At 74.6% G+C, this 23946-nt stretch carries 20 protein-coding genes; 14 read left to right on the top strand and 6 right to left on the bottom strand.

The features are described 5' to 3' along the window. Positions 1-50: 50 nt before the first annotated feature. Complete coding sequence (locus tag ACFWIS_RS37390; RefSeq protein ID WP_380462235.1) at positions 51-374, bottom strand: hypothetical protein; 324 nt, start codon at positions 372-374, stop codon at positions 51-53. A gap of 262 nt (positions 375-636) precedes the next feature. Between ACFWIS_RS37390 and ACFWIS_RS37385 the strand changes: the two genes are divergently transcribed. The 8 genes from ACFWIS_RS37385 to ACFWIS_RS37350 all read left to right on the top strand — a co-directional run bounded on the left by ACFWIS_RS37385 (position 637) and on the right by ACFWIS_RS37350 (position 12879). Beyond that, positions 637-2607, top strand: a complete 1971-nt coding sequence (locus tag ACFWIS_RS37385; protein WP_380462234.1) for an ATP-binding protein — start codon at positions 637-639, stop codon at positions 2605-2607. Positions 2608-2662: 55 nt separating this feature from the next. Then, complete coding sequence (locus ACFWIS_RS37380; protein ID WP_380462233.1) at positions 2663-5020, top strand: hypothetical protein; 2358 nt, start codon at positions 2663-2665, stop codon at positions 5018-5020. A gap of 157 nt (positions 5021-5177) precedes the next feature. Then, on the top strand, positions 5178-5831 hold the full coding sequence (locus ACFWIS_RS37375) for a DedA family protein (RefSeq protein ID WP_380462236.1): 654 nt from the start codon (positions 5178-5180) through the stop codon (positions 5829-5831). Between the two features lie 34 nt (positions 5832-5865). Continuing rightward, positions 5866-7872 (top strand): threonine/serine exporter family protein, encoded by a 2007-nt coding sequence (locus ACFWIS_RS37370; protein WP_380462232.1) that lies wholly within the window; start codon positions 5866-5868, stop codon positions 7870-7872. A 126-nt stretch (positions 7873-7998) separates the two neighbouring features. Next, positions 7999-9084, top strand: a complete 1086-nt coding sequence (locus ACFWIS_RS37365; protein WP_380462231.1) for a hypothetical protein — start codon at positions 7999-8001, stop codon at positions 9082-9084. A gap of 243 nt (positions 9085-9327) precedes the next feature. Further along, positions 9328-10599: a C40 family peptidase gene (locus ACFWIS_RS37360; RefSeq protein ID WP_380462230.1), complete on the top strand. Its 1272-nt coding sequence runs from the start codon at positions 9328-9330 to the stop codon at positions 10597-10599. Positions 10600-11011: 412 nt separating this feature from the next. Next, positions 11012-11557 carry a GNAT family N-acetyltransferase gene (locus ACFWIS_RS37355; RefSeq protein WP_380462229.1) on the top strand — a complete coding sequence of 182 codons (546 nt, stop codon included), beginning with the start codon at positions 11012-11014 and terminating at the stop codon, positions 11555-11557. 41 nt (positions 11558-11598) lie between these two features. Continuing rightward, positions 11599-12879 (top strand): GNAT family N-acetyltransferase, encoded by a 1281-nt coding sequence (locus ACFWIS_RS37350; RefSeq protein ID WP_380462228.1) that lies wholly within the window; start codon positions 11599-11601, stop codon positions 12877-12879. A gap of 76 nt (positions 12880-12955) precedes the next feature. Here the strand turns inward: ACFWIS_RS37350 and ACFWIS_RS37345 are convergent, their stop codons facing one another. Both ACFWIS_RS37345 and ACFWIS_RS37340 read right to left on the bottom strand, forming a co-directional pair. Next, positions 12956-13756: a TetR family transcriptional regulator gene (locus ACFWIS_RS37345; protein WP_380462227.1), complete on the bottom strand. Its 801-nt coding sequence runs from the start codon at positions 13754-13756 to the stop codon at positions 12956-12958. Between the two features lie 10 nt (positions 13757-13766). Beyond that, positions 13767-13916, bottom strand: a complete 150-nt coding sequence (locus ACFWIS_RS37340) for a hypothetical protein (protein WP_380462226.1) — start codon at positions 13914-13916, stop codon at positions 13767-13769. A gap of 32 nt (positions 13917-13948) precedes the next feature. On the opposite strand from ACFWIS_RS37340, the gene ACFWIS_RS37335 reads away from it, so the two are divergent. Further along, positions 13949-14518, top strand: a complete 570-nt coding sequence (locus ACFWIS_RS37335; RefSeq protein ID WP_380462225.1) for a GNAT family N-acetyltransferase — start codon at positions 13949-13951, stop codon at positions 14516-14518. A 3-nt stretch (positions 14519-14521) separates the two neighbouring features. On the opposite strand, the gene ACFWIS_RS37330 is transcribed toward ACFWIS_RS37335, so the two are convergent. Together ACFWIS_RS37330 and ACFWIS_RS37325 are read right to left on the bottom strand one after the other, a co-directional pair. Then, positions 14522-15001 (bottom strand): macro domain-containing protein, encoded by a 480-nt coding sequence (locus ACFWIS_RS37330; protein WP_380462224.1) that lies wholly within the window; start codon positions 14999-15001, stop codon positions 14522-14524. 9 nt (positions 15002-15010) lie between these two features. After that, positions 15011-16303: an MFS transporter gene (locus ACFWIS_RS37325; RefSeq protein ID WP_380462223.1), complete on the bottom strand. Its 1293-nt coding sequence runs from the start codon at positions 16301-16303 to the stop codon at positions 15011-15013. Positions 16304-16420: 117 nt separating this feature from the next. On the opposite strand from ACFWIS_RS37325, the gene ACFWIS_RS37320 reads away from it, so the two are divergent. After that, positions 16421-17422, top strand: a complete 1002-nt coding sequence (locus ACFWIS_RS37320) for a LysR family transcriptional regulator (protein ID WP_380462222.1) — start codon at positions 16421-16423, stop codon at positions 17420-17422. A gap of 73 nt (positions 17423-17495) precedes the next feature. On the opposite strand, the gene ACFWIS_RS37315 is transcribed toward ACFWIS_RS37320, so the two are convergent. Further along, positions 17496-18101, bottom strand: coding sequence for a YceI family protein (locus ACFWIS_RS37315; RefSeq protein ID WP_380462221.1), 606 nt, complete (start codon positions 18099-18101; stop codon positions 17496-17498). Positions 18102-18315: 214 nt separating this feature from the next. Between ACFWIS_RS37315 and ACFWIS_RS37310 the strand changes: the two genes are divergently transcribed. From ACFWIS_RS37310 to ACFWIS_RS37295, 4 genes are read left to right on the top strand one after another with little or no spacing between them, the layout of a single operon-like run. Next, the gene (locus ACFWIS_RS37310) at positions 18316-21486 is read left to right on the top strand and encodes an SNF2-related protein (protein WP_380462220.1); all 3171 of its coding nucleotides are present in this window, start codon (positions 18316-18318) and stop codon (positions 21484-21486) included. Continuing rightward, entirely contained in the window at positions 21483-21686 is a 204-nt protein-coding gene (locus ACFWIS_RS37305; RefSeq protein WP_380462219.1) for a hypothetical protein, read from the top strand. The genes ACFWIS_RS37310 and ACFWIS_RS37305 overlap by 4 nt, the downstream gene beginning before the upstream one ends. 26 nt (positions 21687-21712) lie before the next feature. Next, the gene (locus tag ACFWIS_RS37300; protein WP_380462218.1) at positions 21713-22594 is read left to right on the top strand and encodes an RNA polymerase sigma-70 factor; all 882 of its coding nucleotides are present in this window, start codon (positions 21713-21715) and stop codon (positions 22592-22594) included. 34 nt (positions 22595-22628) lie between these two features. After that, entirely contained in the window at positions 22629-23711 is a 1083-nt protein-coding gene (locus tag ACFWIS_RS37295) for a MerR family transcriptional regulator (RefSeq protein ID WP_380462217.1), read from the top strand. Positions 23712-23946 lie beyond the last annotated feature (235 nt).

Below are 23946 nucleotides of genomic sequence, written 5' to 3'. Positions count from 1 at the left end.
GGCACCCGGCCCCGTGGGGTGCGGCCGGGCTCGCGCCCCGGCCGGCCCGGCTAGTAGAGGACGTGCGGGTAGTAGACCCGGGCGTCGAAGTTGCCGTTGCCCTGCAGGGCGCCGACGTTCCCGCCGTTGCCGGCCACGGCGAGGCCGTTGTTCTGGTTGCTCGCGCCCGAACCGGTCGCGGTCTGCTGGGTGTTGACCACGTTGCCGTGCACGGTGCCGATGATGTTGCCGGAACCGACGTTGTTCACCACGCTGCTGTTGGAGTGGTCGATCGCGCCGGCGATGTCGTCGGCGTGCGCGGTGGCGGCACCGACGCCGACGAGGAGGAAGGCCCCGAGGGCGGTGACGGCGGCGGCTGCGCGGATACGGGACACGCTGGTCTCCCTGAGCTGGAAGTGCGAATGTGGCGCGATCCGGAGTGGCCGCTCCGTAGCGCCGTTGCCTGACGTCGCACGATCAGCATTCACCAGTGACGTGGACGAACTCCACCAAACGGGTGGCAATTCCCTCGATGGTGGGGGAGTGGTCCATTCCAAGTTGACGATAATCCGTCATTTCACCGGCGAAAACCGGGGTGATGACAGCTACTTGGAAAGAAATGGTCGACAGATAGTCGCACTGGCACACTGGGTGCCCATGTCTGAAGGTGCCCCAACCGAACCCACCCCCGCCGACGACCTGCGCACCACCGAGGTCGACCTCGGCGGCCTGGTGAACGTCCTCGCCACCCACCTCTACTCCACCCCGCTGGTCGCCCTGCGCGAACTCGTCCAGAACGCCCACGACTCGCACACCCGCCGGCTCCTGGAGGACCCGGACGGTGACCACCATCCGCTGATCCGGGTGCGCGCCGACGCCGCCCGGCGGACCGTCGCCATCGAGGACACCGGCGCCGGCCTCACCGAGCCGGAGATCCACTCCTACCTCGCCACCGTCGGCACCGGCTACACCCGGATGCTGCGCGAACTGACCGGCAACCAGGAGCTGATCGGCGCCTTCGGCCTGGGCTTCCTCTCCGCCTTCTCGGTCGCCGACGAGGTGACCGTCACCACCACCTCGCACCGCGAGCCGAAGCGGGGCCACCGCTACCGCAGCCGCGGCGGCGAGCACTACCAGGTCGAACCGGTTCCCGCCCGGCCGCAGCCCGGCACCGTGGTCGAACTGGCGCTCAAGGCCGAGCACGCTCACCTCGCCGACGAACAGGCGCTGCGCGAAGTCCTCGGCCGCTACTGCGTGTTGCTGCCCATCCCGGTCTACGTCGGCGAGGACGAACGCCCCGTCAACTCCGTCCCGGTGCCCTGGCGCGAGCAGCCGTCGGGCGACCCGTACGCCGCCCGGATGGCCTTCGCCGCCGCCTTCGGCCGCCGCTTCGAACCGCTCACCGCCTTCCCGGTACTGCCCGTCCAGGCGGAAGGGGCCGGGGAACGGGAAGGAACCACGGCAGGCGCCACCGACGCGGTCGGCCTGCTCTGGGTCCAGGACGGCGGCACCTACGGCAGCAGCGACAACCGCGACCTCGCCGTCTACCTGCGCGGCATGCTGCTCGCCGAGGACGCCCGCGACCTGCTGCCCAGCTGGGCCGGATTCATCGGCGGAGTTATCGAGTCCAGCCGGCTCACCCCCACCGCCAGCCGCGAGGACCTCCAGCGCGACGAGCACTACCGCGCACTGCAACGGGCCCTCGCCGACGCCGTGGTGGACGGCCTGTACGAGACGGCCCGGCTGCGGCCCGCCGCCTGGCGCCGCATCCTCACCCGGCACGGCCAGGACCTGCTCGGTGCCGCGCTCTGCGACGAGCGGCTGTTCACCCTGCTCGCCGACGACGTCCCGGTGCCCACCTCGCAGGGCGACCTCACCGCGGGCGGCCTGCGGGCGGCCGGCGGGGGAGCGGTGCACGTCGCGCTCGGCAGCGGCGGCGGCTTCGAGGAGATGCTGTACCGGGCGATGCGGGTCCCGATCGCCCGCGGCGACCGCTACGCGGTGCTGCCGTTCCTGCGCCGCTACGCCCAGCTGCGCGGCTGCCGGGTGGTCGAGCTGGGCAGCGAGCAGGGCAACCGTGACCTGTTCCGCGACCCGGAGCTCCCGCTGCCGCCCGAGGAGGCGGCCTGGCTGTCCGGCGCCCTCGCCGACCCGGGCGAGCAGCTCGTCCCGGCCCGCTTCGACCCGCCCGGCCTGCCGCTGGTCCTGGTGCCGGACCGCGAGGCCGAGCTGAAGGCCCGGATCGAGGACGACCGGGCCGACGCCCGGATACCGTCCGCCGCGCTCCGGCTGGCCCGGGCGTTCACCGCCCGCACCGACGGCGAGGTCAGGGCCCGGCTCTACCTCAATCTGGACTGCCCGGCCGTCCGGGACCTGCTCGCCGCCTACCGCACCGGGCACACCGGCAGCGCCACCGCGGCCGGGCTGCTCCGTTCGCTCAAGGTGATCATGGCGGCGGCCTCCGCCGGCTCCGCCGAGGGGGACCTCGGCGCCGCGCTGGTCGGCATCGGCACCGCCGTCTCCGCCCTGACCGCGGCAGTCCCGGCCGGCCTGCCGGACGTCCCGGACAGCCCCGGTGCCCTGCCGGACGTCCCGGACAGCCCAGGCGCCCTGCGGGACGACGCATGACGGGCGGACCGGCCGACGACAGCAGACCGATCAGCACGACGCAGGGGGAACGGACATGACCACCGACATCTGGGCCTGGGTGCGCGACACCCACCAGCAGCTGCGCGAGGCCGGCCACGAGCGGCTGGCCGACGCCGTCTACGAGCTGCCCGAGCACGCCACCGAGGGCCGCAACGAGCAGCTCGACGCGGTCTACCCGGAGGCGCTCGCCGCCGCCCGGGCCCTCGGCCTGCCCTGGGTCGAGGTCTACCTGCGGCACTGGCGGATGCAGAACCTGCTGAACGAGCGCCAGCAGGGCGAGTCGGTGCTGCCCGAGGCGGTCGACCTGCTGGAGTTCGCCCACCGGGAGGAGACCGTCGGCTGCCCGCAGTCGGTCTGCGTGGTGCAGGACTTCGCGATCTGCCACGCCCGGGTCGACGGCCCCGGGTACGTGGCGGAGCGCCTGGAGGTGGTCGGCGAGACGCTGGACCGGATCGAGCCCGGCCGGGCCTGTTACGACTGCCTCTCCCGCGAGTACTCCGACGCCCTGGAGGACGACGGTCGGGCCGCCGACGCGCTCGCCCACCTGGACTCCGCCGCCGCCCGGATGCAGGCCGCGGGACAGCCGGTCTCGCTGCGCTTCCACCGGGCCCGGGCCGGCACCTTGCACCTGCTGGGCCGGCACGAGGAGGTGCTCGCCCTGCTGGACAGCACCGATCAGGCCGCCCGGGCCGGGCGCGAGGAGATCGACGAGAGCGACCGGCGCTGGGGTGCCCTGCTGCGGGCCCGCGCGCTCGCCTCGCTCGGGCGGACGGCCGAGGCGCTCGCCGTGCTGCCCGAGCGGGCCGAGGCCGAGCGGCACGCCGGCCTGCGCGAGACCTGGACGCGCACGGTCGAGCTGCTGGTCGGGGCCGGCGCCTGGGAGAACGACGCCGAGCTGGGCGCCGCGCTCGCCCGCTGGGTCGGCTACCTGGACGGCACCGGCTCGCACCGCCCGTGCGTGGACCTGTTGCTGGCGGCCGGTCGGCTGGCCGTCGCCCGCGGCGCCCGCACGGTGGCGCTCACCCTCGCGGCCACCGGGGAGCGCAAGCTCACCCGGTTGCGCCGTACCGAGGGCGTGGCCGAGGAGGTCGCCGCCCTGCGCGCGGCCGCCGAGGCGCTCCCGGTGCCCGGGCTGCCGGTGGAGCCCGGCGAACTGGCGGCGTACCTGGCCGAGGCCGGAGTGCCCTTCGAGGCGGGCGCCGACCTGCTCTCCGTCGCCCTGGACCGGTACCGGGGTGAGCCGGCCGGCGCCACCGCGCTGGTCGTGCTGCTCGCCGACGTGCTCGGCCGGCTAGGCCACGCCCGGGCCGCCGCCGACCTGCTGTGGCAGCGGCTGGACGCCGACCCGGGCGGCGAGGAACTGGTCGGCACGCTCGGCCAGGCCCTGATCGAGGCCGGTGACGACGAGGGGGTGCGCCGCCTCGCCGACCGGCTGGCCGCGACCAGCCCGTCCGACGCCCACTGGATACGCGCCCGCTGGGCCGCCGCCGAGGGCCGCTGGGCCGAGGTGCTGGAGCAGTGCGGGGCGATCCTGGCGCTGGAGGCGAGCCGGATCAACACCCGCCGACTGGCCGCGGCCGCCGCCACCGAACTGGGCGACCACGCCACCGCGCAGCGCCTCTACCAGGAGCTGCTGGAGCACGCCCTGCCCGCCGAGGAGGCGGGGGAGGAGCAGGCCCACCGGACGGTCCAGGAGGCCGACCTCTGGCACCTGATCACCGCGGCCAGCGCCAACCGGGACTGGGCCGTGGTCCGCTCCACCGGCGCCCGGATCGGCATCGAGTTCGACGAGCCCGAGGGCCCGGTGGACGAGGAGTGGCAGCTGGTCACCGTCCGCGCCACCCGCACCAACGGCACGACGGTCGACCTCCCCGCCGTCCGGACCGGCCCGGCCACCGCCCGGATCCTGCCGGTGCTGGGTGAGGACCTGACGCTCAACCACGGCGACACGGTGGTCTTCGCCCCGGCCCTGCTGGAGCGCCCGCCGGCCGACGACGCCCCCGAGCCGGAGCGGGCCGGCTGGCGCCCGGTCTTCGCCCAGTTGACCCTGCTCGACCCGGCCGGCTTCACCACCTACTGGATCGACGGCGCCTGGCCCGGTGACGAGGCCTGGGCCGGGTTCCGGGACGGACTGCGCTCGGCCGGCTTCGCGGTCTGGGCGTACAGCGGGGAGCAGTACCGGATCACCGACCCGGCACGGGACGGCGAGGGGCTGCCCGGCATCTACGCCGCCCTCGGCGTCCCGCCGACCGCCACCGCCGGGGACGCCGACGCGCTGCTGCACCGGCTCACCGCCGACTGGGCGCACCCGCTCGCCTGGCTTGACCTGGCCGAGGCGGCGGGCGCGGACCTCGACCGGCACACCGGGATCGTCCGGCGCTACGGCCTCTGAGCCGCCCGGTTCCGCCTGACCCCGCCCGGCCCGCGCTGACCAGCACGGGCCGGGCCGGGCCGGGCAGGGGAACCATCCCGAACCCAGGCGAGTCTTTGTCATTGCTTTACCATGGCATTGCTAAGACTCGACCTCCAGGAGTGCCAGCACCGTGACCGTGACCAGCCTCGCCCTCGGCCCGTCCTGGCTCGATCCGACCACCCTGATCTCGACCTTCGGCCTGATCGGCATCCTGGCCGTCGTCTTCGCCGAATCCGGTCTCCTGATCGGTTTCTTCCTGCCCGGCGACTCGCTGCTGTTCACCACCGGCCTGCTGGTGGCCGGCGGCACCTACCTGCACCAGCCGCTCTGGTCGGTCTGCGCGCTGATCGTGCTGGCCGCGATCGCCGGGGACCAGGTCGGCTACCTCTTCGGCCGCAAGGTCGGACCGGGCCTGTTCCGCCGCCCCGACTCCAGGGTCTTCAAGCAGGAGAACGTCGAGAAGGCCGCCGCCTTCTTCGACCGGCACGGCCCCAAGGCGATCGTGCTGGCCCGCTTCGTGCCGATCGTGCGCACCTTCACCCCGATCGTCGCCGGGGTGAGCAGGATGAACTACCGCAGCTTCGTGCTGTTCAACGTGGTCGGCGGGGTGCTGTGGGGCGGCGGGGTCACCGTGCTCGGCTACTTCCTCGGGCAGATCCCCTTCGTCCGGGACAACATCGAGGCCATCCTGGTCGGCATCGTGCTGGTCTCGGTGGTCCCGGTGGCGGTCGAACTGCTCCGGGCCCGCCGTTCCGGCGCGGCCGCCGCCGACCGCCGCCCAGCCGGGTAGGCGCCCGGCGTCGCCGCCGTGGGACGTCCCGTACATGTGCGTCGAGCTGTTCGATCAGGCAAGGTGTACCCGAGATCGAACGGTGGCCGGCGGCCACCAGGGGCGGCAAGGAGCGGAAGTGCCTAAGCGGGGCCGACCGGGTGCGGGCAAGCGGGCGAGGGGAGGCCGGGCGGTCCGCCAGGTGCGGCAGACACCGCCGGAGCCGGTGCACCCCGCCGAGGCGCCGCCCACCGAGGGCCTGCTCGGCCACCCCGCGCCGGTCGTCGAGCCCGTCACCGTGGTGCCGCTCGTCCCGCCCGCCCCGGAGACCAAGGGCCTGCTGTCCCCCGAGCCGGCGCCCGAGTCGGAAGCGCGGCCGGAGCCGCACCCCGAGCTGACCATCGACCTGCGCCCCCGGGACGCGAAGCCCGAGCACCCGGCCCCCGACCGCCCGGTGGTCACTGACCGCCCGACGGCTACCGACCGCCCGACGGCCGCCGACCGTCCGGCGGGGACCGGTCGCCCGGCCCGCCGCCGCTCGGTCGCCGAGGACACCCTCACCCCCGAGGAGTGGCGCGCGGCCGGCTACACCCCGCCCACCGGCATCCCGATCCCCGAACTGACCGCCGGCGCCCCCGGCGAGGCGCCCTGGCCGGACCGGATGCGCACCCTGCTGCGCACCCCGATGTCCGAGCGCCCCGCCTTCGAGCGGACCGCCCGGGAGATGCACCCCTCCGCGGCCATCACCCGCAACGTCCCGCGCATCCTCGACCTGACGCTGCGCATCGGCGAGCTGCTGCTGGCCAGCGGCGAGGCCGCCGAGGACGTCGAGGCGGCGATGCTCGGCATCGCGCACGCCTACCGGCTGGACCACTGCGAGCCCCAGGTGACCTTCACCCTGATCGGCATCTCGCACCAGCCCTCGCTGGTCGAGCCGCCGGTCACCGCCGACCGCGTGGTGCGTCGCCGCACCTCCGACTACACCCGGCTGAACGCGGTCTACGGGCTGGTGGCGGACATCACCGCGGAGAAGGTGACGGTCAACGACGCCTACCGCCGGCTCGCCGCGATCCGCCGCAACCGGCACCCGTACCCGTCCTGGCTGCTCGCCCTGACCACCGGTCTGCTGGCCGGCGCGGCGACCTTCCTGGTCGGCGGCCGGGTCGACGACAAGGCCTGGCTGGTATTCGCCAGCGCCTTCGTCGCGGCCGTCCTCGGCGACCGGCTGGCCTCCGCGCTGGCCAAGCGCCGGCTGCCGGAGTTCTACCAGTTCGTGGCGGCGGCGATGCCGGCCGCCGCGTCCGGGATCATCCTGTCCTTCAACGACTGGGGCCTGCGCGGCTCGGTGGTGATCACCGGTGGCCTGTTCGCCCTGCTGCCCGGCCGGGCGCTGGTCGCCGCCGTCCAGGACGGTCTGACCGGCTTCTACATCACCGCCGCGGCCCGGCTGCTGGAAGTGATCTACCTGGTGGCGGGCATCGTGATCGGCGTGATCATGATCCTCTACCTGGGCGTCGGCTTCGAGGCGAAGCTCAAGCCGGACGAGAGCCTGGCGGGCATCAGCTACCCGCCGGTCCAGATGACCGCCGCGATGGTGCTCACCCTGTCCTTCGCGATGCTGCTGCAGACCGACCGCCGCACCCTGGCACTGGTCACCGTCAACAGCGGCATCGGCTGGGCCAGCTACGGCGCGCTGGTGTACAACGCGCACGTCAACCCGATCGCCGCGACCGGGGTGGCGGCCGGACTGGTCGGCCTGTTCGGCCAGCTGATGGCGCGCTACCGCAACGACTCGGCGCTGCCGTACGTGACCGCCGCGATCGGCCCGCTGATGCCCGGTTCGGCGCTCTACCTCGGGATGCTCGCCTTCGCCCAGGGGCACTCCAGCACCGGCCTGGTGTCGGTCTTCCGGGCGGCGGCGATCGCGATGGCGCTGGCGATCGGGGTGAACCTCGGTGGCGAGATCGCCCGGCTGTTCCTGAAGCTGCCGGTCGGCGCCGAGCTCCCCTCGCTCTACCCGGCGGTGCCGCGCCGGGCGGCCAAGCGCACCCGTGGGTTCTGACCGCGCGTCGGGACCGGTGGCGGAGGCCGCGGCGGGCGGGGCGCGGGCTTCCGAGTCGGCGGGCCGTCGGGCTCCGGGCCATGTCGTGGCAGGCAGGACGCAGGACCAGGAACGAAGGTAAGACCCATGACGACACTGCTGGACAGCTACCGCGAGCACATCGTCAACACGCAAAAGCAACCGCTGTTCCTGCTACTGGTCGGCTTCATCACCGCCTTCGTCTTCATCCGGTTCAGCGTGCGGATGATCCGCGCCGAGGTGCGCTGGTGGCCCGGCAACGTCACCCCCGGCGGGCTGCACATCCACCACATGGTGTTCGGCCTGGGCTTCCTGCTGGTCGGCGGCATCGGGGTGTTCGCCACCTACGGCGGGACCCCGTGGATCGACTGGTTCGGGCTGGTCTTCGGCATCGGCTGCGGACTGGTGCTGGACGAGTTCGCGCTGATCCTGCACCTGGACGACGTCTACTGGAGCGAACAGGGCCGCAAGTCGGTGGACGCGGTGATCTTCGGCATCCTGTTCACCGCGCTGCTGCTGATCGGGTACGTGCCGCTCGGCGTGGTGCCCGGCGAGGACACCCGATGGGGCCTGATCACCGTGATCTCGGTGAACGCGCTGGCCTCGGTGATCACCCTGCTCAAGGGCAAGGTGTGGACCGGCCTGCTCGGGATCATGGTCCCCGGCCTGTCCTGGATCGGCGCGATCCGGCTGGGCCGCCCCAACAGCCCGTGGGCGCGCTGGCGCTACGCCAAGCGCCCCCGCCGCCGAGCGCGTGCGCTCCGGCGCGAACGCCTGCTGCACCGGCGCGCCGACCGTGCGCGTACCTGGCTCTTCGACCTGATCGCCGGCGCGCCCGACAAGGTGCCCGCCAACCACCCGACCGCCCACCGGGTCGCCGAGCGGATGTCCGCCCGGGCCACCGCCCACCTCGACGCCCATGCCGCCCGGGCGCTGGCCCGCCGCCGGGCGCGCCTGGCCGACCGCCGCTCGGCGGCCGCCGCCGGGGCGGTGGCGCACCCGTCCACGCCGCACCCCCAGCCCGCCGAGGGGGCCTCCGACGGCGTCCCGGTCCGCGCGGCCGGGGCGCAGCGGCGCCGCCGTACGGTCCACGCCGGGCGCAGCCGGACGTACGCGGTCGGCCCGACCGGGCTGGAGCGCCGGCCCGGGCGACACCCCCACCTGCGGACGAAGACCCGCCGGATCCGCCGGTAGTTCGTATACCCTGTGCGCCCGACCGGAGTTGACTCCCGATCGGATCATCGGATGGTCACCCGGCCGGCGGAGCGCGTTCGAGGTGTGAAAAGCCGCGGAGTTGAGAACATGATCGGCGAGTGACCGTTCTGTCACGTGATGGGATGATTCGTCGGATCCTCGCCGCCTCGACCGCAGCCCCGGAGGCCGCGCGCCGCCCGGCCTCCGCCGCCGTCCCTCCGAACCCGTGAGAAGGGATGTCTCGTGGCGCGCAGGATCCTGCCGACCCTCCTGTTGTCCCTCACCGCCCTGCTCGGGCTGCTCCCCGCCGCCCAGGCCGCCCCGGCCGCCGGCGAACCGCCCGCCGCCGGCCCCCCGGCCGGCCAGGACCCGTACCCCTCCTCCGAGGAGATCGACCGCTCCCGTGCCGAGGCCGACGGCAAAGCCGCCTCGGTCACCGCCCTGGAGGCCGCGCTCACCGTCGCGCGGGCCGAACTCGACCGGGCCGGACGCAGCGCCGAACAGGCCGTCGAGGCCTACAACGGCGCCCAGCTCGCCCTCACCCGGGCCCGCGCCGAGGAGACCGCCGCCAACCGGCGTGCGGCCGCCGCCGAGGCCGAGCGCACCGAGGCGGCCGAGGACGCGGCCCGGCTCGCCGCCGAAACGTACCGTCAGGGCGCCGGCGCCGAACTGTCCGCGCTCAACGCCCTGCTCGGCGCCCACGGCCCGCGCGAGGCGGGCGACCGCGCCGCCGTGGTCGGCGTGGTCAGCGAGCGCACCCGGCAGATCCTGGACGCCGCCACCTCCACGGCCGCCGCCGCCCGCAGCGCCTCCACCGCCGCCCGCGCCGCCACCGGGGCCGCCGAGAAGGCCGCGGCCGAGGTCGGCGCGGCCAGGACCAGGGCGCAGCAGCGGCTCGCCGCCCAGCAGGGCGAGGTGGCAGCCGCCGGCAGCCGCCGGGAACGGCTGCTCGCCGAACTCGCCGCCGCCCGGAACACCACCGTCGAGCTGGAGCGCAAGCGCCGCGAGGCGCTGGAGGCGATCGCCGCCCGCGAGGCGGAGGCGGCCGCCCGGGCCGCCGCCGAACAGGCCGCCCGCGAAGCCGAGGCCGCGGCCGCCGCCGCTGCCGCCAAGGCCCAGGCGGCACCGCCCGCCACCCGCCCGTGGTCGGCCGAGGGCGCGGCCGCCGCCATCGCCTTCGCCCGGTCCAAGATCGGCCTGCCCTACATCTGGGGCGGCGAGGGCCCGGAGGGCTACGACTGCTCCGGGCTGACCATGATGGCCTGGCGCGAGGGCGGCAAGCAGCTCAACCACTTCGCCGCCGACCAGTACGCCCAGTCCACCCCCGTCACCTACCGCCAGCTCCGCCCGGGGGACCTGGTCTTCTGGACCGACACCGGCCGCTCCGCCGACATCCACCACGTCGGCCTCTACATCGGCGACGACCAGATGATCGAGGCCCCGCGCGTCGGCATGCCGGTCAAACAGGCCAGCCTCTGGATCATGGGCACCCCGGACTACTACGCCCGGCCCTGAGCCCCGGTCAGTTCGGCGAACGGGCGAGCGGAACCACGCCGGCCGCGGCCTCCGCCGGCTCCGGTCGAGGGTGACCGAGGCGTCGGCGTGGAGCCGGGTCAGGGCCAGGTGCTCGGCGGCGAGGGTGTCGGGTGGCCGAGTTGCTCGGCGACGGCCCGGGCGGTGGACTGCAGGACGCGCTCGCCGGGCAGCCGGTCGGATCCGCAGGCCGCGGGCCCTGGCCCGGTCGGCGTCCCGCCTGCTCAGCCCGCCCGGCCGGACCGCGCCGTACCGCGCGGACAGCAGTCCGGAGCGCGGCAGTGTCGGGACCGGCAACCGGTGCCCGGGGCCTCCGGCCGTCCCGCGCGGGCCCCGGCTCGATGTCCGAGGCCCGCGCTAGCGTGGCCGCTCCGACCACTCCTGAGGAGGCGTCATGCGCTTGCGGAACGTCGAAGCCGGCGATCTCGACCTGTACGTCCGGATGCGGTGCGACGAGGGGATGATGGCCGAGCTGGGCGGCCCGCTGCCCCGGGAGAAGGTGGCGGCACGGCTGCGCACGGACGCCGGGCTGGCGGCGGCGGACACCGCCTGGATCAAGGTGATCGTGCTGGACGACGGCGCCGGGGGCGGCGAGGTGGCGGCCGGGGTGGTCAACCTCTGGCAGGACGAGGAGGACGGCGCCACCGTCTCCGAGATCGGCTGGATGGTGCTGCCCGGGTTCCAGGGCCGTGGCCTGGCCAAGGCGGCGGTGCGCCGGGTGCTGGACGCCGCGGCGGCGGACGGCCGGTGGGGCGCGGTGCACGCCAACCCGGGGGTGACCAACGGCCCGTCCAACGGGATCTGCCGCTCGCTCGGCTTCCGGCTGCTCGGCGAGCGGGACGTCGACTTCGCGGACCGCGTCCTGCGCACCAACCACTGGGTGGTGACTCCGGGCGAGCACACCCGGGGAGCGGGCACGGATCAATCGGGCACGGATTAATTGGGATGCCGACCCGGCACCACCGCCCGTACGGTGGGCCGATGGGCAACAAGACCGATCACACGGCCGTGGAGACCGTCAGCGGACTCCAGGTCCGGGCCGTTTCCGTGGACGAGGTGGAGGAGTGGAACCGGGCGCTCAACTTCGGCTTCCTGCGTCCGCACGCGGGCATCGCGCCCGACCTGCGCCGCAGGCAGTGGGAGCCGGGCCGGATGCTGGCCGGCTTCGACGGGGACCGCCAGATCGCCACCTACCGCAGCTTCGACACCGAACTGACCGTCCCGGGCGGGGCCGTCGTCCAGGCCGATGCGATCACCAACGTCACGGTCAGCGCCACCCACCGCCGCCGGGGCCTGCTCAGCGCGATGATGCGGCGCGACCTCGCCTCGGCCGCCGAGCGAGGCTGCGCGGTCGCCGTCCTGGTCGCCGCCGAGTACAACATCTACGGCCGGTTCGGCTTCGGCCCGGCCACCTGGGGCTGCGGCTGGAAGATCGACCTGAGCCGCACGAGCGGGTTGCGCGAGGGCCTGCCGGGCGTGCCCGGCGGCCGGATCGACTTCGTGACGCCGGCGGAGCAGCGCGAGCTCGGCGCCGCGCTGTACGAGCGCTGGCGGCGCACCCAGCCGGGCGCGATCGTCCGCGGCGAGATCTGGTGGGAGCGCAACACCCATGTGATCCAGGTGCCCGGCGACGACTTCAAGGAGCCGTTCACCGCCGTCCACCGGGACGCCGACGGCGAGGTCACCGGCCTGGTGATCTACCGGGTCGACAACAACTGGGACGGCGCCTACCCCGACGCCACCCTCACCGTCGACGAGTTCATCGCCCTCGACCTGCCCACCGCCGTCGAGCTGTGGCGCCTGGTGCTCAGCGTCGACTGGGTGCGCAAGGTCAGGGTCAAGGGCCTCGCCCCGGACGACCCGCTGCCGCTGCTGCTCCAGGACCCGCGCGCGGCCGTTCCGCGCGAGGACAACGGCGACCTCATGTGGCTGCGGCTGCTGGACGTCGAGGCCGCCTTCGGCGCCCGGTCGTACGGCGCGCCCGGCCGGGTGGTGCTGGAGGTCGAGGACCGGCTCGGCTACGCCTCCGGCCGCTTCGCGATCGAGGTCGCCGAGGACGGCACCGGCGGCTGCGTCCGGACCACCGACGACGCCGACCTCGCCCTCGGCGCCTGCGAGTTGGGCTCGCTCTACCTGGGCGCCGAGACGGTCCCGAGGCTGGCCGCGGCCGGACTGCTCGCCGAACTGCGGCCCGGTGCGGCGGCCGCCGCCGACCTGCTGCTGCGCACCCCGCTGCGGGCCTGGACGCCGACCGAGTTCTGAGCCGTCCGGAAGCACGGCGGCGGCCGGCCCGCGAACCCGCGGGAGAGCCGCCGCCGTACCTCGACTCCGCCGAGCCCTACTTGACGGCCGTCTTCCCGATCGTCGGCAGGATGAAGTCCTGGATCAGCCCCTTGGCGTCCCGCACGATCGGCCGGAACACCCGGTAGCGCGAGAGGTTGATCACCCGGGCGGCCATCGGCGTCGACCGCCGGACAAACTCCCTGGTCCGCTCGGTCTCCTCGGTCCGGTCGAAGACCCAGTAGAGCACCACGACCATCAGGTGCAGCCAGAGCACGTCCGGCAGCAACTCGACCAGTTCGGCGTCCAGCTTCGGCGCCAGCTCCGACCCCTGGAGGACGTCGCGGAACAGTTCGACGGCCGTCGCCCGGGCCGGGTGGGACTCGTTGGAGAACGGGCTCAGCGAGCTGGTCGGGTCCGCCGCGGTGCGGAAGAACTGCGCGGCGAACTCGTGGTACGGCGCGGCGGTGTCGAGCCAGGAGGTCAGCGCGATCTCCAGTCGCTCGCCGAAGTCCCGGGTGCCGGCCATCCGGATCCGGGCCTCGGCCGCGTGGTCGTGGGTCATCCCGTCGTAGAACCCCTGGATCAGGAATTCCTTCGCCGAGAAGTAGTAGTAGGCGTTGCCGACCGACACGCCCGCCTCGGTGGCGATGGCGCGCATCGTGGTCTTCTCGTAGCCCCGCTCCTGGAACAGCCGCATGGCCGTCTCCAGGATCAGCGCCCGGGTCGCCTCGCTCTTGTCGGTCTTGGGCTGGGCCCGACCGCCGGGCATAGGCCCGCCGTCCGGGCCGGGTGCGGCCGGGGCGCCGGCCGCACCCTTCTCGTCGTCCGTTCGGTTCGTCGCTGCCAGGTCGTCCACGGGTACGAGCCTAGCCGGAGACGAGGTTCCACCCGGTGTCGGTGCTGTCGGTGCTCGCGGCACCGGATGCCCCCTCCGCATCCGGTGCCGCGCACACCGCCCCCATGATTTCGAACGCGTTCAAAAGCTGGGTGGAACTGTAGACGTATCGATTGAACATGTTCAACTCCATCTCTGTGGGAGGCTCGTCACATGACCGGTTCAGGACGGATCACCATTCGGCACGGCGGAGCGCAGGACGCCGTACGCGTCGCGGAGCTGCACACCGAGAGCTGGTGCACCAGTTACCGAGGGATCGTCCCCGACGAAGCGATCGGGGACGGGCTGGCCGCCCAGCGGCGCGAGCTGTGGGAGCTGCGCCTGACGGTCGACTACGGGACGCCGGAGAACACGCCCGTGTTGCTGATCGCCGAACGGGCCGGCGAGCCGGCCGGGTTCGTCTATCTGGTGCCGCAGCCCGACGGCGGGGTGCTGGTGGACAACCTGCACGTCCGCCCCGGCCTCACCGGCGGTGGCATCGGCCGCGAACTGCTGGCCGCCGCCCGCGCCGAGGTGGCCGAGCGGCACCCCGGCGCCGGGCTGTACTTGGAGGTGCTGCGCGCCAACACCCGCGCGGTCGCCTTCTACGAGCGCGAGGGCGGCGTGCGGATCAGGGCGCAGGAGGGCGTGTTCCCGGGCGGCCATCTGCTGCCCGAGTACGTGTACGCCTGGCCGGCCGCGACCGAAGCCGCCAGCACGCCCGGGAGCGCGCTGAGGCCGTAGACCTCAGTCGACGTCGTAGACCGTCACCGGCACGCCGTGCGCCGTCAGCCGGGCCGCCACCAAGGGCTCGACCTTCGCCCAGCGCCCGCCCGCCAGTCCGCAGCCGATCCGCGGCATGTGGACGGAGGCGCCGAGTTCGAGCGCGCGCTCGCCCAGGGCGGCCAGCCCGGTGTCGATGGCCTCGTACCGTACGGGCACTCCGGTGGAGCGACCCGTTCGGATGCCGCGCTGGCCGACCAGGTTGGCCACCCAGACGTACGGCTCGACCTGCACCAGCTGCAGGCCGCCGAGGCCGAAGTCGTTCTTCGCCCGCTCCCGGTGCCAGCGTCGGAACGCCGCCTCGGGCTCGGGCCAGCGTCTGGAGAGCGCGAGCACGAAGCCCTTCCCCCAGCCGCCCAGGTCGTTGCATACATGCGCGATCACCTTCACGCCCTTGCCCTGGGGCGCGGTGGCATCGCCTCGGACGTAGGTGATTTCCGCCATGCCTAGAAGTTAGACGGAGGCACTGACAACCCGCTCGGCATTTTCCCGCGCACCGGGTCCGCCGTCGGGACCGCTCTCGGGGCCGCCCGCGGGAACGCGCAGGTGGCGCCGCCCGGCCAGGGCGATCAGCAGGGCGAGCGCGGCCGCCCCGGCGGGCAGGGCGTAGCCGGTGCCGGGCGCGGTGTGCTCGGCGAGCGTTCCGGCGAGCGCTGCCCCGGCCGAGATGCCGACCACGATGCCGGACACCGCCACCGCCATTCCTTCGTTGAACTGCCGCTGCGGCAGCAGCTCCTGGACCAGCGTCATGCCGGTCACCATGGTCGGTGCGGTGGCGGTGCCCGCCGCGAACAGCGCCGCCCCGAGCGCCGGCAGCACGGCTCCGCCGAGCCCGGCGGCGAGCGGCAGCAGCAGCACCCCGGCCATCGCGGCCGCCCCGAGCAGGAAGCGGACGCCGGGCGCCCGACGCGGGGTCAGCAGCCCGAACGCCAGCCCCGCCACGCAGGATCCGGCCGCCACCAGGGCCAGCAGCGGGCCGGCCGCCGCCCGGTGGCCGAGTGCGTCGGTGTAGGCGACGGTGGTGATCTCGGTCGCGCCGAAGACCATGCCGGTGGCGAGGAAGGTCAGCGCCAGGACCCGCAGCCCGGGCGCCCGCAGCGGGGAGCCGTGCCTGAGCCCGGCCGGAGTCCGGGCGGGGAGCGGCGGTTCGGTGCGCCGCTGGGCGGCGAACAGCAGGGCGCCGGTGGTGCCGAGGGTGCCGGCGGTGAGCAGTCCGGCCTCCGGGGCGAGCGTGGTGCAGAGCAGCATCGCGAGCACCGGCCCGGCCATGAAGCAGAGTTCGTCCAGAGCCTGCTCGAAGGAGTTGGCCAGGTGCCGGGCGGCCGGGTCGTCCCGGTGCAGGTGCGCCCAGCGGGCCCGGGCCATGCCGCCCAGGTTGGGCGCGGCGGCGCAGGCGGCCCAGCAGGCGTACAGCGTCCAGTCCGGGGCGCCGAGCCGGACGCAGAGCAGCAGGGCGGCGAGCGGGACGGCGTTGTACAGCGCGGCCGGCACGGCCACCCGCGACTGCCCGTAGCGGTCCACCAGGCGCCCGAGCAGCGGCATCCCGATCGCGCCGGTGGCCAGCCCGGCCGCCGAGACCGTCCCGGCCAACGCGTACGAGCCGCGCCGCTCGGCGAGCAGCACCACCAGCGAGACGCCGTTCATCGACAGCGCGAGCCGCCCGAGCAACCCGGCCAGGGTGAAGGCGATGGCGCCGGGGGCGGCGAACAGCCGGCGGTAGGAGGCGAGGAGGGCACGCGGGGGCAATCGGGCTCCTGGGGCGCAGGGCGGAAGGGGGATGTGCCAAGCCTCGGGCGATCGCCGGGCGGGCGTCCAACACCTGTTCCGCCCCACCCACAACACCGTGTTGTTAATCTGCCGCCCATGCCCCGTGACCTGCACCCCCGACTGCTCCGCGGCTTCGTCGCGACCGCCGAGACGCTGCACTTCGGCCGGGCCGCCGAGCGGCTGTACGTCGCCCAGCAGGCGCTCAGCCGGGACATCCGCACCCTGGAGGGCCTGCTCGGCGACGCCCTGTTCACCCGCACCACCCGCAGCGTCGAACTCACCCCGGCCGGGCACCGGCTGCTGCCCCGGGCGCGCCGGCTGCTCGCCCTGCACGACGAGATCCTCGCCGAGGCCCGCTCCGGCGCCGCTGCCGCCGCCCGGCCGCTGCTGCTCGACCTCAACAGCGACGTCACCGGCCCGGACCTCACCGCCGACCGGGTGCTCGAACGGGCCCGCGCCGCCTGGCCCGAGGGCGAGCTGCTGGCCCGCTTCCACGGCGGGCTGGCCGCGGCCGCCACCGAACTGCTGGCGCACCGGCTGGACGCCTCGTTCGGCCGCTTCGCCGGGCTGCCCGCCCAGCTGCGCGGTCAACTCGCCCAGGTGCCGGTGCGGTTGGAGCGCGTCTCGGTGATGATGGCGGACACCCACCCGCTGGCCGGCCGCCCGGTGCTGCGGCCGGCCGATCTGGCCGGGCATCCCGTCGACATCTGCGCGGGCAACCCGGCCACCACCGAGTGGGCCGACCTCGGCGCCCGGCTGCTGCGCGAACACGGCCTGACCGCGGCCGAGCCGTACGTCCCGCCGGTGGGCCTGGACGAGACCGCCCGCTACCTGGCCAGGCACGGCGACCCCATGCTGACCACGGTCGGCGGGCCGAGGATCCCGGGGGCGGTGAACGTGCCGCTGGTGGAGCCGGTGCCGCTGAGCCTGGTCAGCCTGGTGCACCGGCCCGGCGAGCACCACCCCGGGCTGCGGGCGCTGGCCGCCGCGGCGGGTGCACTCGGCGCGGCCGAGGACTGGCTGGCCCGCCCGGCGGGCAGCTGGCTGCCCCCGGCGGACGCGGCGCTGGTCGCCGCCGTACGGAACACCGCCGCGTAGGGCACCGCCGCACAGAACACCGCCCCTGCCTCGGGGGGATAGGCAGGGGCGGTGGCTTGGGGGAGCGGCCGGGTCAGGCCGCCTTGACGGCCGAGATGTCGAAGCTGAGCTTGACCTTCTCGCCGATCAGCACGCCGCCGGTCTCCAGCGCCGCGTTGTAGGTCAGGCCGAACGCGGTGCGGTCGACGACCGTCCGGCCCTCGAAGCCGACCCGCTCGGCACCGTAGGCGTCGGTGGCGCTGCCGGTGTAGTCGAGGTCCAGGACCACCGGGCGGGTGGTGTCCTTGATGGTCAGCTCGCCGGTCATCCGGTAGGAGTCGTCGCCGATCGCCTCGGTGGAGGTGCTGCGGAAGCGGATCTCCGGGTAGGTCTCGGCGGCGAAGAAGTCGCCGGTGCGCAGGTGCTCGTCGCGCTGGGCCTGGTTGGTGTCGATGCTGCCGACCTTGATCACCAGGTCGGCCGAGGAGTTGCCCGGGGTGGCGCCGTCCAGGTGCAGCTTGCCGTCGTACTCGGTGAAGCGGCCCTTGACGTTGGTGACCATCGCGTGGCGGACCGAGAAGCCGATCTCGCTGTGGGTGGCGTCGATCGTCCAGTCGCCCGTGAGGTGGGAGAGGTCCGGGCCGGCCGGGGTGGGGACGGTGGCGGGTGCGGCGGTCTTGGTGCGGTTGAACAGGCCCATGGCTCCTCCTCGGGTTCGAAGCCATTTGTTTAGGCTTCAACTTCTTGGCTCCACCGTACGACTCTTTCGTTCAAGTTTCAACCACAACTCCCGACGAATCCTCCCGATCACCCGAACGGCCCCCGGCCCGGCCCGCCCAGCCGCCCGACGGCCACTGTCCGACCATCCGGCTAGGCTGCGAAGGACGGTTCCCACCCGCCCCGAGAGGCCCCGCATGTTCGTCCTGCACGCACTGTGGCGGGCGGACGGACGGCTGGCGCTCTGGGCCGAGGATGCCCGCGCCCACCCCGGGGTCGCCGAGCCCGGCCCCGACCGGCCCACCCCGCGCGCCCACCCCTACGCCTGCCCGGCCGCGAGCCTGGCCGCCCTGCTCGGCGGCATCGGCCCCGGCCTCGGCTGGCTCGCCGGCCAGGCCCCCGAACGCTGGGCCACCCTGCTGCTGCCCACCGTCGGCGCCCTGCCCGCCCCCTCGCCCGACCTGCCCGTCGCCCCGCCGCGCGGCGGCGCCGTCCTCACGCCCTGGCGGGTGCCCGCGCTGCTCTTCGACGCCGGCGCCGCCGCCCAACTGCTCGGCGAGGTCCACGACCCGGACTGGGCCGTCACCGACGCCGACCTGCCCGGCGCCGGCCGGGTCGAGGTGGTCTACGGCCCCTCGCTGCGCTGGCTCACCGGGGTGCACGACCTCGCATGGCGGACGGTCGGCCGGGGCCGGGTGCTGCCCCTGCCCGTCCTCGACGACGGCCGCCCACGGGCCCGCTGGCAGCCCGACCCCACCCCGGCCGGCCGCCGCGAGGCCGCCGCACTCGCGGCCGGCTGCCCACCCGTCCTGCTCGGCGAGTGGCCCACCGGCGTCGGCACCGGCGAGGCACTGCTGGACGCCGCCCTGGCCGTCCTGGTGGACGCCGAGGCCCGTGCCGCGCTGGCCGACACCCCCTTCCCCGACCCCGGCCGGGGCGCCGCCGGCCACTGGCTGCACGCCCTCACCACCCCCTCCGGCGAGGTCGAAGCCCCGCCCGAGGACCTCGCCGAGCTGCGCCGCCGGATCGACGACTGGTACGCCACCGCCCAGCCCGCCGATCCCGCCCTGCGCCTCTGCTTCCGCCTGGTCGAACCGCTCGGCCCCGCCGACGACGACCCCGACGGCCGCCCCTCTGACGATTCCTGGCGGCTGGAGTTCCTGCTCCAGGCGGTCGACGAACCCTCCCTGCTGGTCCGCGCCGCCGACGTCCACGAGGGCGGCCCGGCCCACGCCGCCCTCGCCCGCAAGGCCGGGCAGAGCCCGCAGGCCCCAGGCCCGACCGACACCCTGGTCGCCGAACTCGCCCGCGCCGCCCACCGCTGGCCCGCCCTGGACGGGCTGCGCCACCGTTCCCGCCCGTCCGCCCTCCCGCTCGACCGCTCCGGCGCCCTCGACTTCCTGCGCACCGCGGCCCCCGCACTCGCCGAGGCCGGCTTCGGCGTCCTGCTGCCCGCCTGGTGGCGCCGCCGCCCCCGGCTCGGGCTCGCCCTGCGCGCCACCACCCCAGCCGCCCCCGGCACCCTCGCCGTCACCAGCCAGGTCGACCGGGACGCCGTGGTCGCCTTCCGCTGGCAGGCCGCCCTCGGCCCGGACGGCACCCCGCTCACCGAACGGGAACTCGCCGAACTCGCCGCCGCCAAACAGGGCCTGGTGCGGGTCCGGGGCACCTGGCTGGAGGCCGACCCGGACCAGATCGCCGCCGCGCTCGCCTTCCTCACCGAACAGCGCGACGGCCTGCTGGCCGCCGCCGACCTGCTGCGCCTCGCCCTCGACCCGGAGGCCACGGTCGCCGGACTGCCGGTCACCGGCGTCCGGGTGGACGGCCCGCTCGGCGACCTGCTCGCCGGCGCCGGCACCACCCCCGCCCGATCCTCCGCCCAACCCCCCGCCCTGCCACCGGACTTCCACGCCGAACTGCGCCCGTACCAGCAGCGCGGACTCGCCTGGCTGGCGACCATGTCCCGGCTCGGCCTCGGCGCCGTCCTGGCCGACGACATGGGCCTCGGCAAGACCGTCCAGACCCTGGCCCTGCTGGCCTCCGAACAGGCCGAACAACCCGCCGGGTCCGAACCCGCCCCCACCCTCCTGGTCTGCCCGATGTCCCTGGTCGGCAACTGGCAGCGCGAGGCCGAACGCTTCGCCCCCGGCCTGCGCCGCCACGTCCACCACGGCGCCGGCCGCCTCGCCGCCGGCCAACTCGCCGAAACCGTAAGGGGCGTGGACCTGGTCATCACCACCTACGGGCTGGTGCAGCGGGACTTCGCCGCGCTGCGCGCGATCCGCTGGCGCCGGGTGGTCGCCGACGAGGCGCAGCACATCAAGAACACCGGCACCGCCCAGTCCCGGGCGATCCGCGCACTGCCCGTCACCGGGCACCGGATCGCCCTGACCGGCACCCCGGTGGAGAACCGGCTCGCCGAACTGCACGCCGTCCTGGACTTCGCCAACCCCGGTCTGCTCGGCCCGGCCGAACGCTTCAAGGAGCGCTACGCGATCCCGGTCGAACTGCACCGCAGCCCCGAACGCACCGCCGAACTCCGGCGCCGCACCGCACCGTTCGTGCTGCGCCGGCTCAAGTCCGACCCGGTGGTGGCGGCCGAGTTGCCCGCCAAGCAGGAGATGACCGTCTGGTGCAACCTCACCGCCGAACAGGCCGGCCTCTACCAGGCGGTGGTCGCCGACCTGCTCCAGCGGGTCGAGGGCATCCGGGGCGTGGAGCGGCGCGGCACGGTGCTGGCCGCGATCGGCAAGCTCAAGCAGGTCTGCAACCATCCGGCCCAACTGCTGCACGACGGGTCCCCGTTGGGCGAGCGATCGGGCAAGGTCGCCCGGCTCGCCGAACTGCTGGAGGAGGCGCTGGCCGAGGGGGACCGCACCCTGGTCTTCACCCAGTACGCCGAGTTCGGCACCATGCTCCGCCCGTACCTGGAACGCCGACTCGGCGAGGAGGTGCTCTACCTGCACGGCGGCGTCCCCCGCACCCGCCGCGAGGAACTGGTCGAACGCTTCCAATCCCCGGACGGCCCAAGGGTGTTCCTGCTCTCGCTACGGGCCGGCGGCACCGGCCTCAACCTGACCGCCGCCAACCAGGTGATCCACCTGGACCGTTGGTGGAACCCGGCGGTAGAGGAGCAGGCCACCGACCGCGCCTTCCGGATCGGCCAGCGCCGCGACGTCCAGGTCCGCCGCCTGGCCTGCGTCGGCACCGTCGAGGAGCGCATCGACGAGCTCCTCACCGCCAAACGCCTGTTGGCCGAAACCGTGGTGGGCGCCGGCGAACACTGGCTCACCGACCTGCCCACCGAAGCGCTGCGCGAACTGGTCGCCCTCACCCGCGAGGACGCCGTCGCCGAGGAGGACGCATGACCGACCAGCCACCGCCCCCCAGGACCCCGATGGTCAACGTCGCCGCCTACTGGCGCGGCGACTTCACCCTGCGCCCACAACCCCCGGCCGACGAACCCGACGAGCCCTCGCTGCACCGCCTCGGCCGCTCCGGCATCACCGTGCACGGCCGCGACCTCGCCACCCTGCTCGCCCCTGCCTACCAAGCCTTCCGCTCCTAGGACTTCCCTGCGGTAGCGTCCGGAGGGTGACCGACACCCTCGACACCCGGCTCGCCGACTTCGAACAGCACCGGCGGATGGTCTTCGGCATCGCCTACCGGATGCTCGGCAGCGTCGCCGACGCCGAGGACCTGGTCCAGGACACCTGGCTGCGTTGGAGCCAGGTCACCGACCCGGTCGCCAGCCCGGCCGGCTACCTGGCCCGTACGGTCACCAACCTCGCCCTCAACCGCCTCGACTCGGCCGCCGTCCGCCGCGAGGCCTACGTCGGCCCCTGGTTGCCCGAGCCGCTGGTCTCCGAGCCCGACGCGACCGACGGCGTCGAGCGCGCCGAGAGCGTCTCGCTCGCCCTGCTGGTGGTGCTGGAGAGCCTCTCCCCGCTGGAGCGGGCGGTGTTCGTCCTCAAGGAGGCCTTCGGCTTCTCCTACCAGGAGATCGCCGAGGCCCTGGACCGCACCGAGGCCGCCTGCCGCCAGGTCGGCAGCCGGGCCCGGGCGCACGTGCGCGCCCGCCGCCCCCGCTTCGACGCCCCGCCGGAGCTGCGCCGTCGGGCCACCGACGAGTTCCTGGCGGCCTGCGTCGGCGGCGACCTCAACCGGGTGCTCGCCCTGCTCGCCCCCGACGTCACCAGTTGGAGCGACGGCGGCGGCGTGATCCGCGCCGCCCTCCGCCCGGTCACCGGCGCCGAGAACGTCGCCCGCTTCATCCTCGGCGTGCTCCGCCAGCTGGGCGAGACCGCGCAAGCCCGCCCGGTCCTGGTCAACGGCCAGCCCGGCCTGCTGATCACCGTGGACGGCGCCGTCGACTCCGTCTCCGTCCTCGACTTCACCGAGGGCCCGGACGCCACCCTCCTGGTCTCCGCCGTCCGCGCCGTCCGCAACCCCCACAAACTCACCCACCTCGCTTGACCCTCGACCAGGTCGAGCCCCGAGAGTCATCGGCATGGAGAGCGAGCTGCACAGCATCGGCGAACTGGCCCGCGCCAGCGGCCTGGGCGTCGGCACCCTGCGCTACTACGACGGCGCCGAGGTCCTCACCCCCGCCTGGGTCGACCCGCAGACCGGCTACCGCTGGTACCGGCCCGGCCAACTCGCCGACGCCCGGCTGCTGGCCCGGCTCCGCCGGGTCGGCCTGCCGCTGGCCGACATCCGTGCCGTCCTGGCCGGCCACGGGGCCCAACGGGTCCTCGACGCCCACCTGCGCCGGCTGGAGGACGGGCTGACCGACGCCCGCCGCGAGCTCTCCCTGATCCGCACGACGATCGAGCAGAGGGAGCACCCGATGACCACCACCCCCGCCGAACTGCGCCTCACCGTCCGCGCCGACGGCCTGGCCGCCGCCCTGGACTCGGTCCGCTTCGCCGTCTGCGGCGACCCCGAACTGCCCTCTCCCGCCGGAGTCCTGTTCGAAGCGGACGGCCCGATCCTGCGCCTGGTCGCCACCGACCTCTACCGGATGGCCCTCGCCGAACTGCCCGCCGCGGGCGCACCCCAGCAGCCGACCCCCGGCACCACCGTCCCCACCGCCCTGGTCGACGCCCTGCGCGCCCTGCTCCCCGACGGCCCGGCCGAGGTCACCCTCACCCTGGGCGGCGGCACCTTCCGCGCCGAGACCGGCGGCCACCGGATCGAGGGCACCACACCCGACCTCGACTACCCCGACTACCGCGCCGCCACCCGCCTCGACCCCCAGCACCGGATCACCCTGCCCGCCGCCGACCTCCGCGCAGCCGTCGAAACCGGCGCCACCCGCACCCTCCCCTCCGGCCCGCACGGCGCCGACTGCCAGGTCACCGTGCTGGCCCTCACCGAGGACGGCCACCTCACCGTCACCGACGACCCCACCCCCGACGACCGCCACATCGCCCTCAACCGCGACTTCCTCCTCGACGCCCTCCAGGCCGCGAACCCCGAACAACTCCTCCTCGAACTCGGCGGCCCCATCGCCCCGCTCGCCATCCGCACCCCCGGCCGCGCCGGCACCTACTCCGTCCTGATGCCCATCCGCCTCCCCGAACCCGTCTGAGGCAACGCCTGCGCGGACCCTCCGCACGAGGATCCGGACCCCCGACGGCGGCCGACTCCGGCCGACCGCCGGAACGCCGGTCGCCTGCTGCACAGCCCCGGCACCCACCCCCACCACCCCCCACCCACACCCACCCCACCCCCCCTCCCCCCCTCCCCCCTCCCACCCGCCCCCCTCCCACCCGCCCCAGGCGAGAGGGACGCGCTGCGGGAGGGGGCGGTGGAGGGGGTGGGTG

The sequence above is a fragment of the Kitasatospora sp. NPDC127060 genome, assembly GCF_042724935.1.
Lineage (GTDB): Bacteria > Actinomycetota > Actinomycetes > Streptomycetales > Streptomycetaceae > Kitasatospora.
The sequence above is the reverse complement of the archived record's forward strand: the minus strand, read 5'-3'. Positions and strand labels throughout refer to the sequence as shown.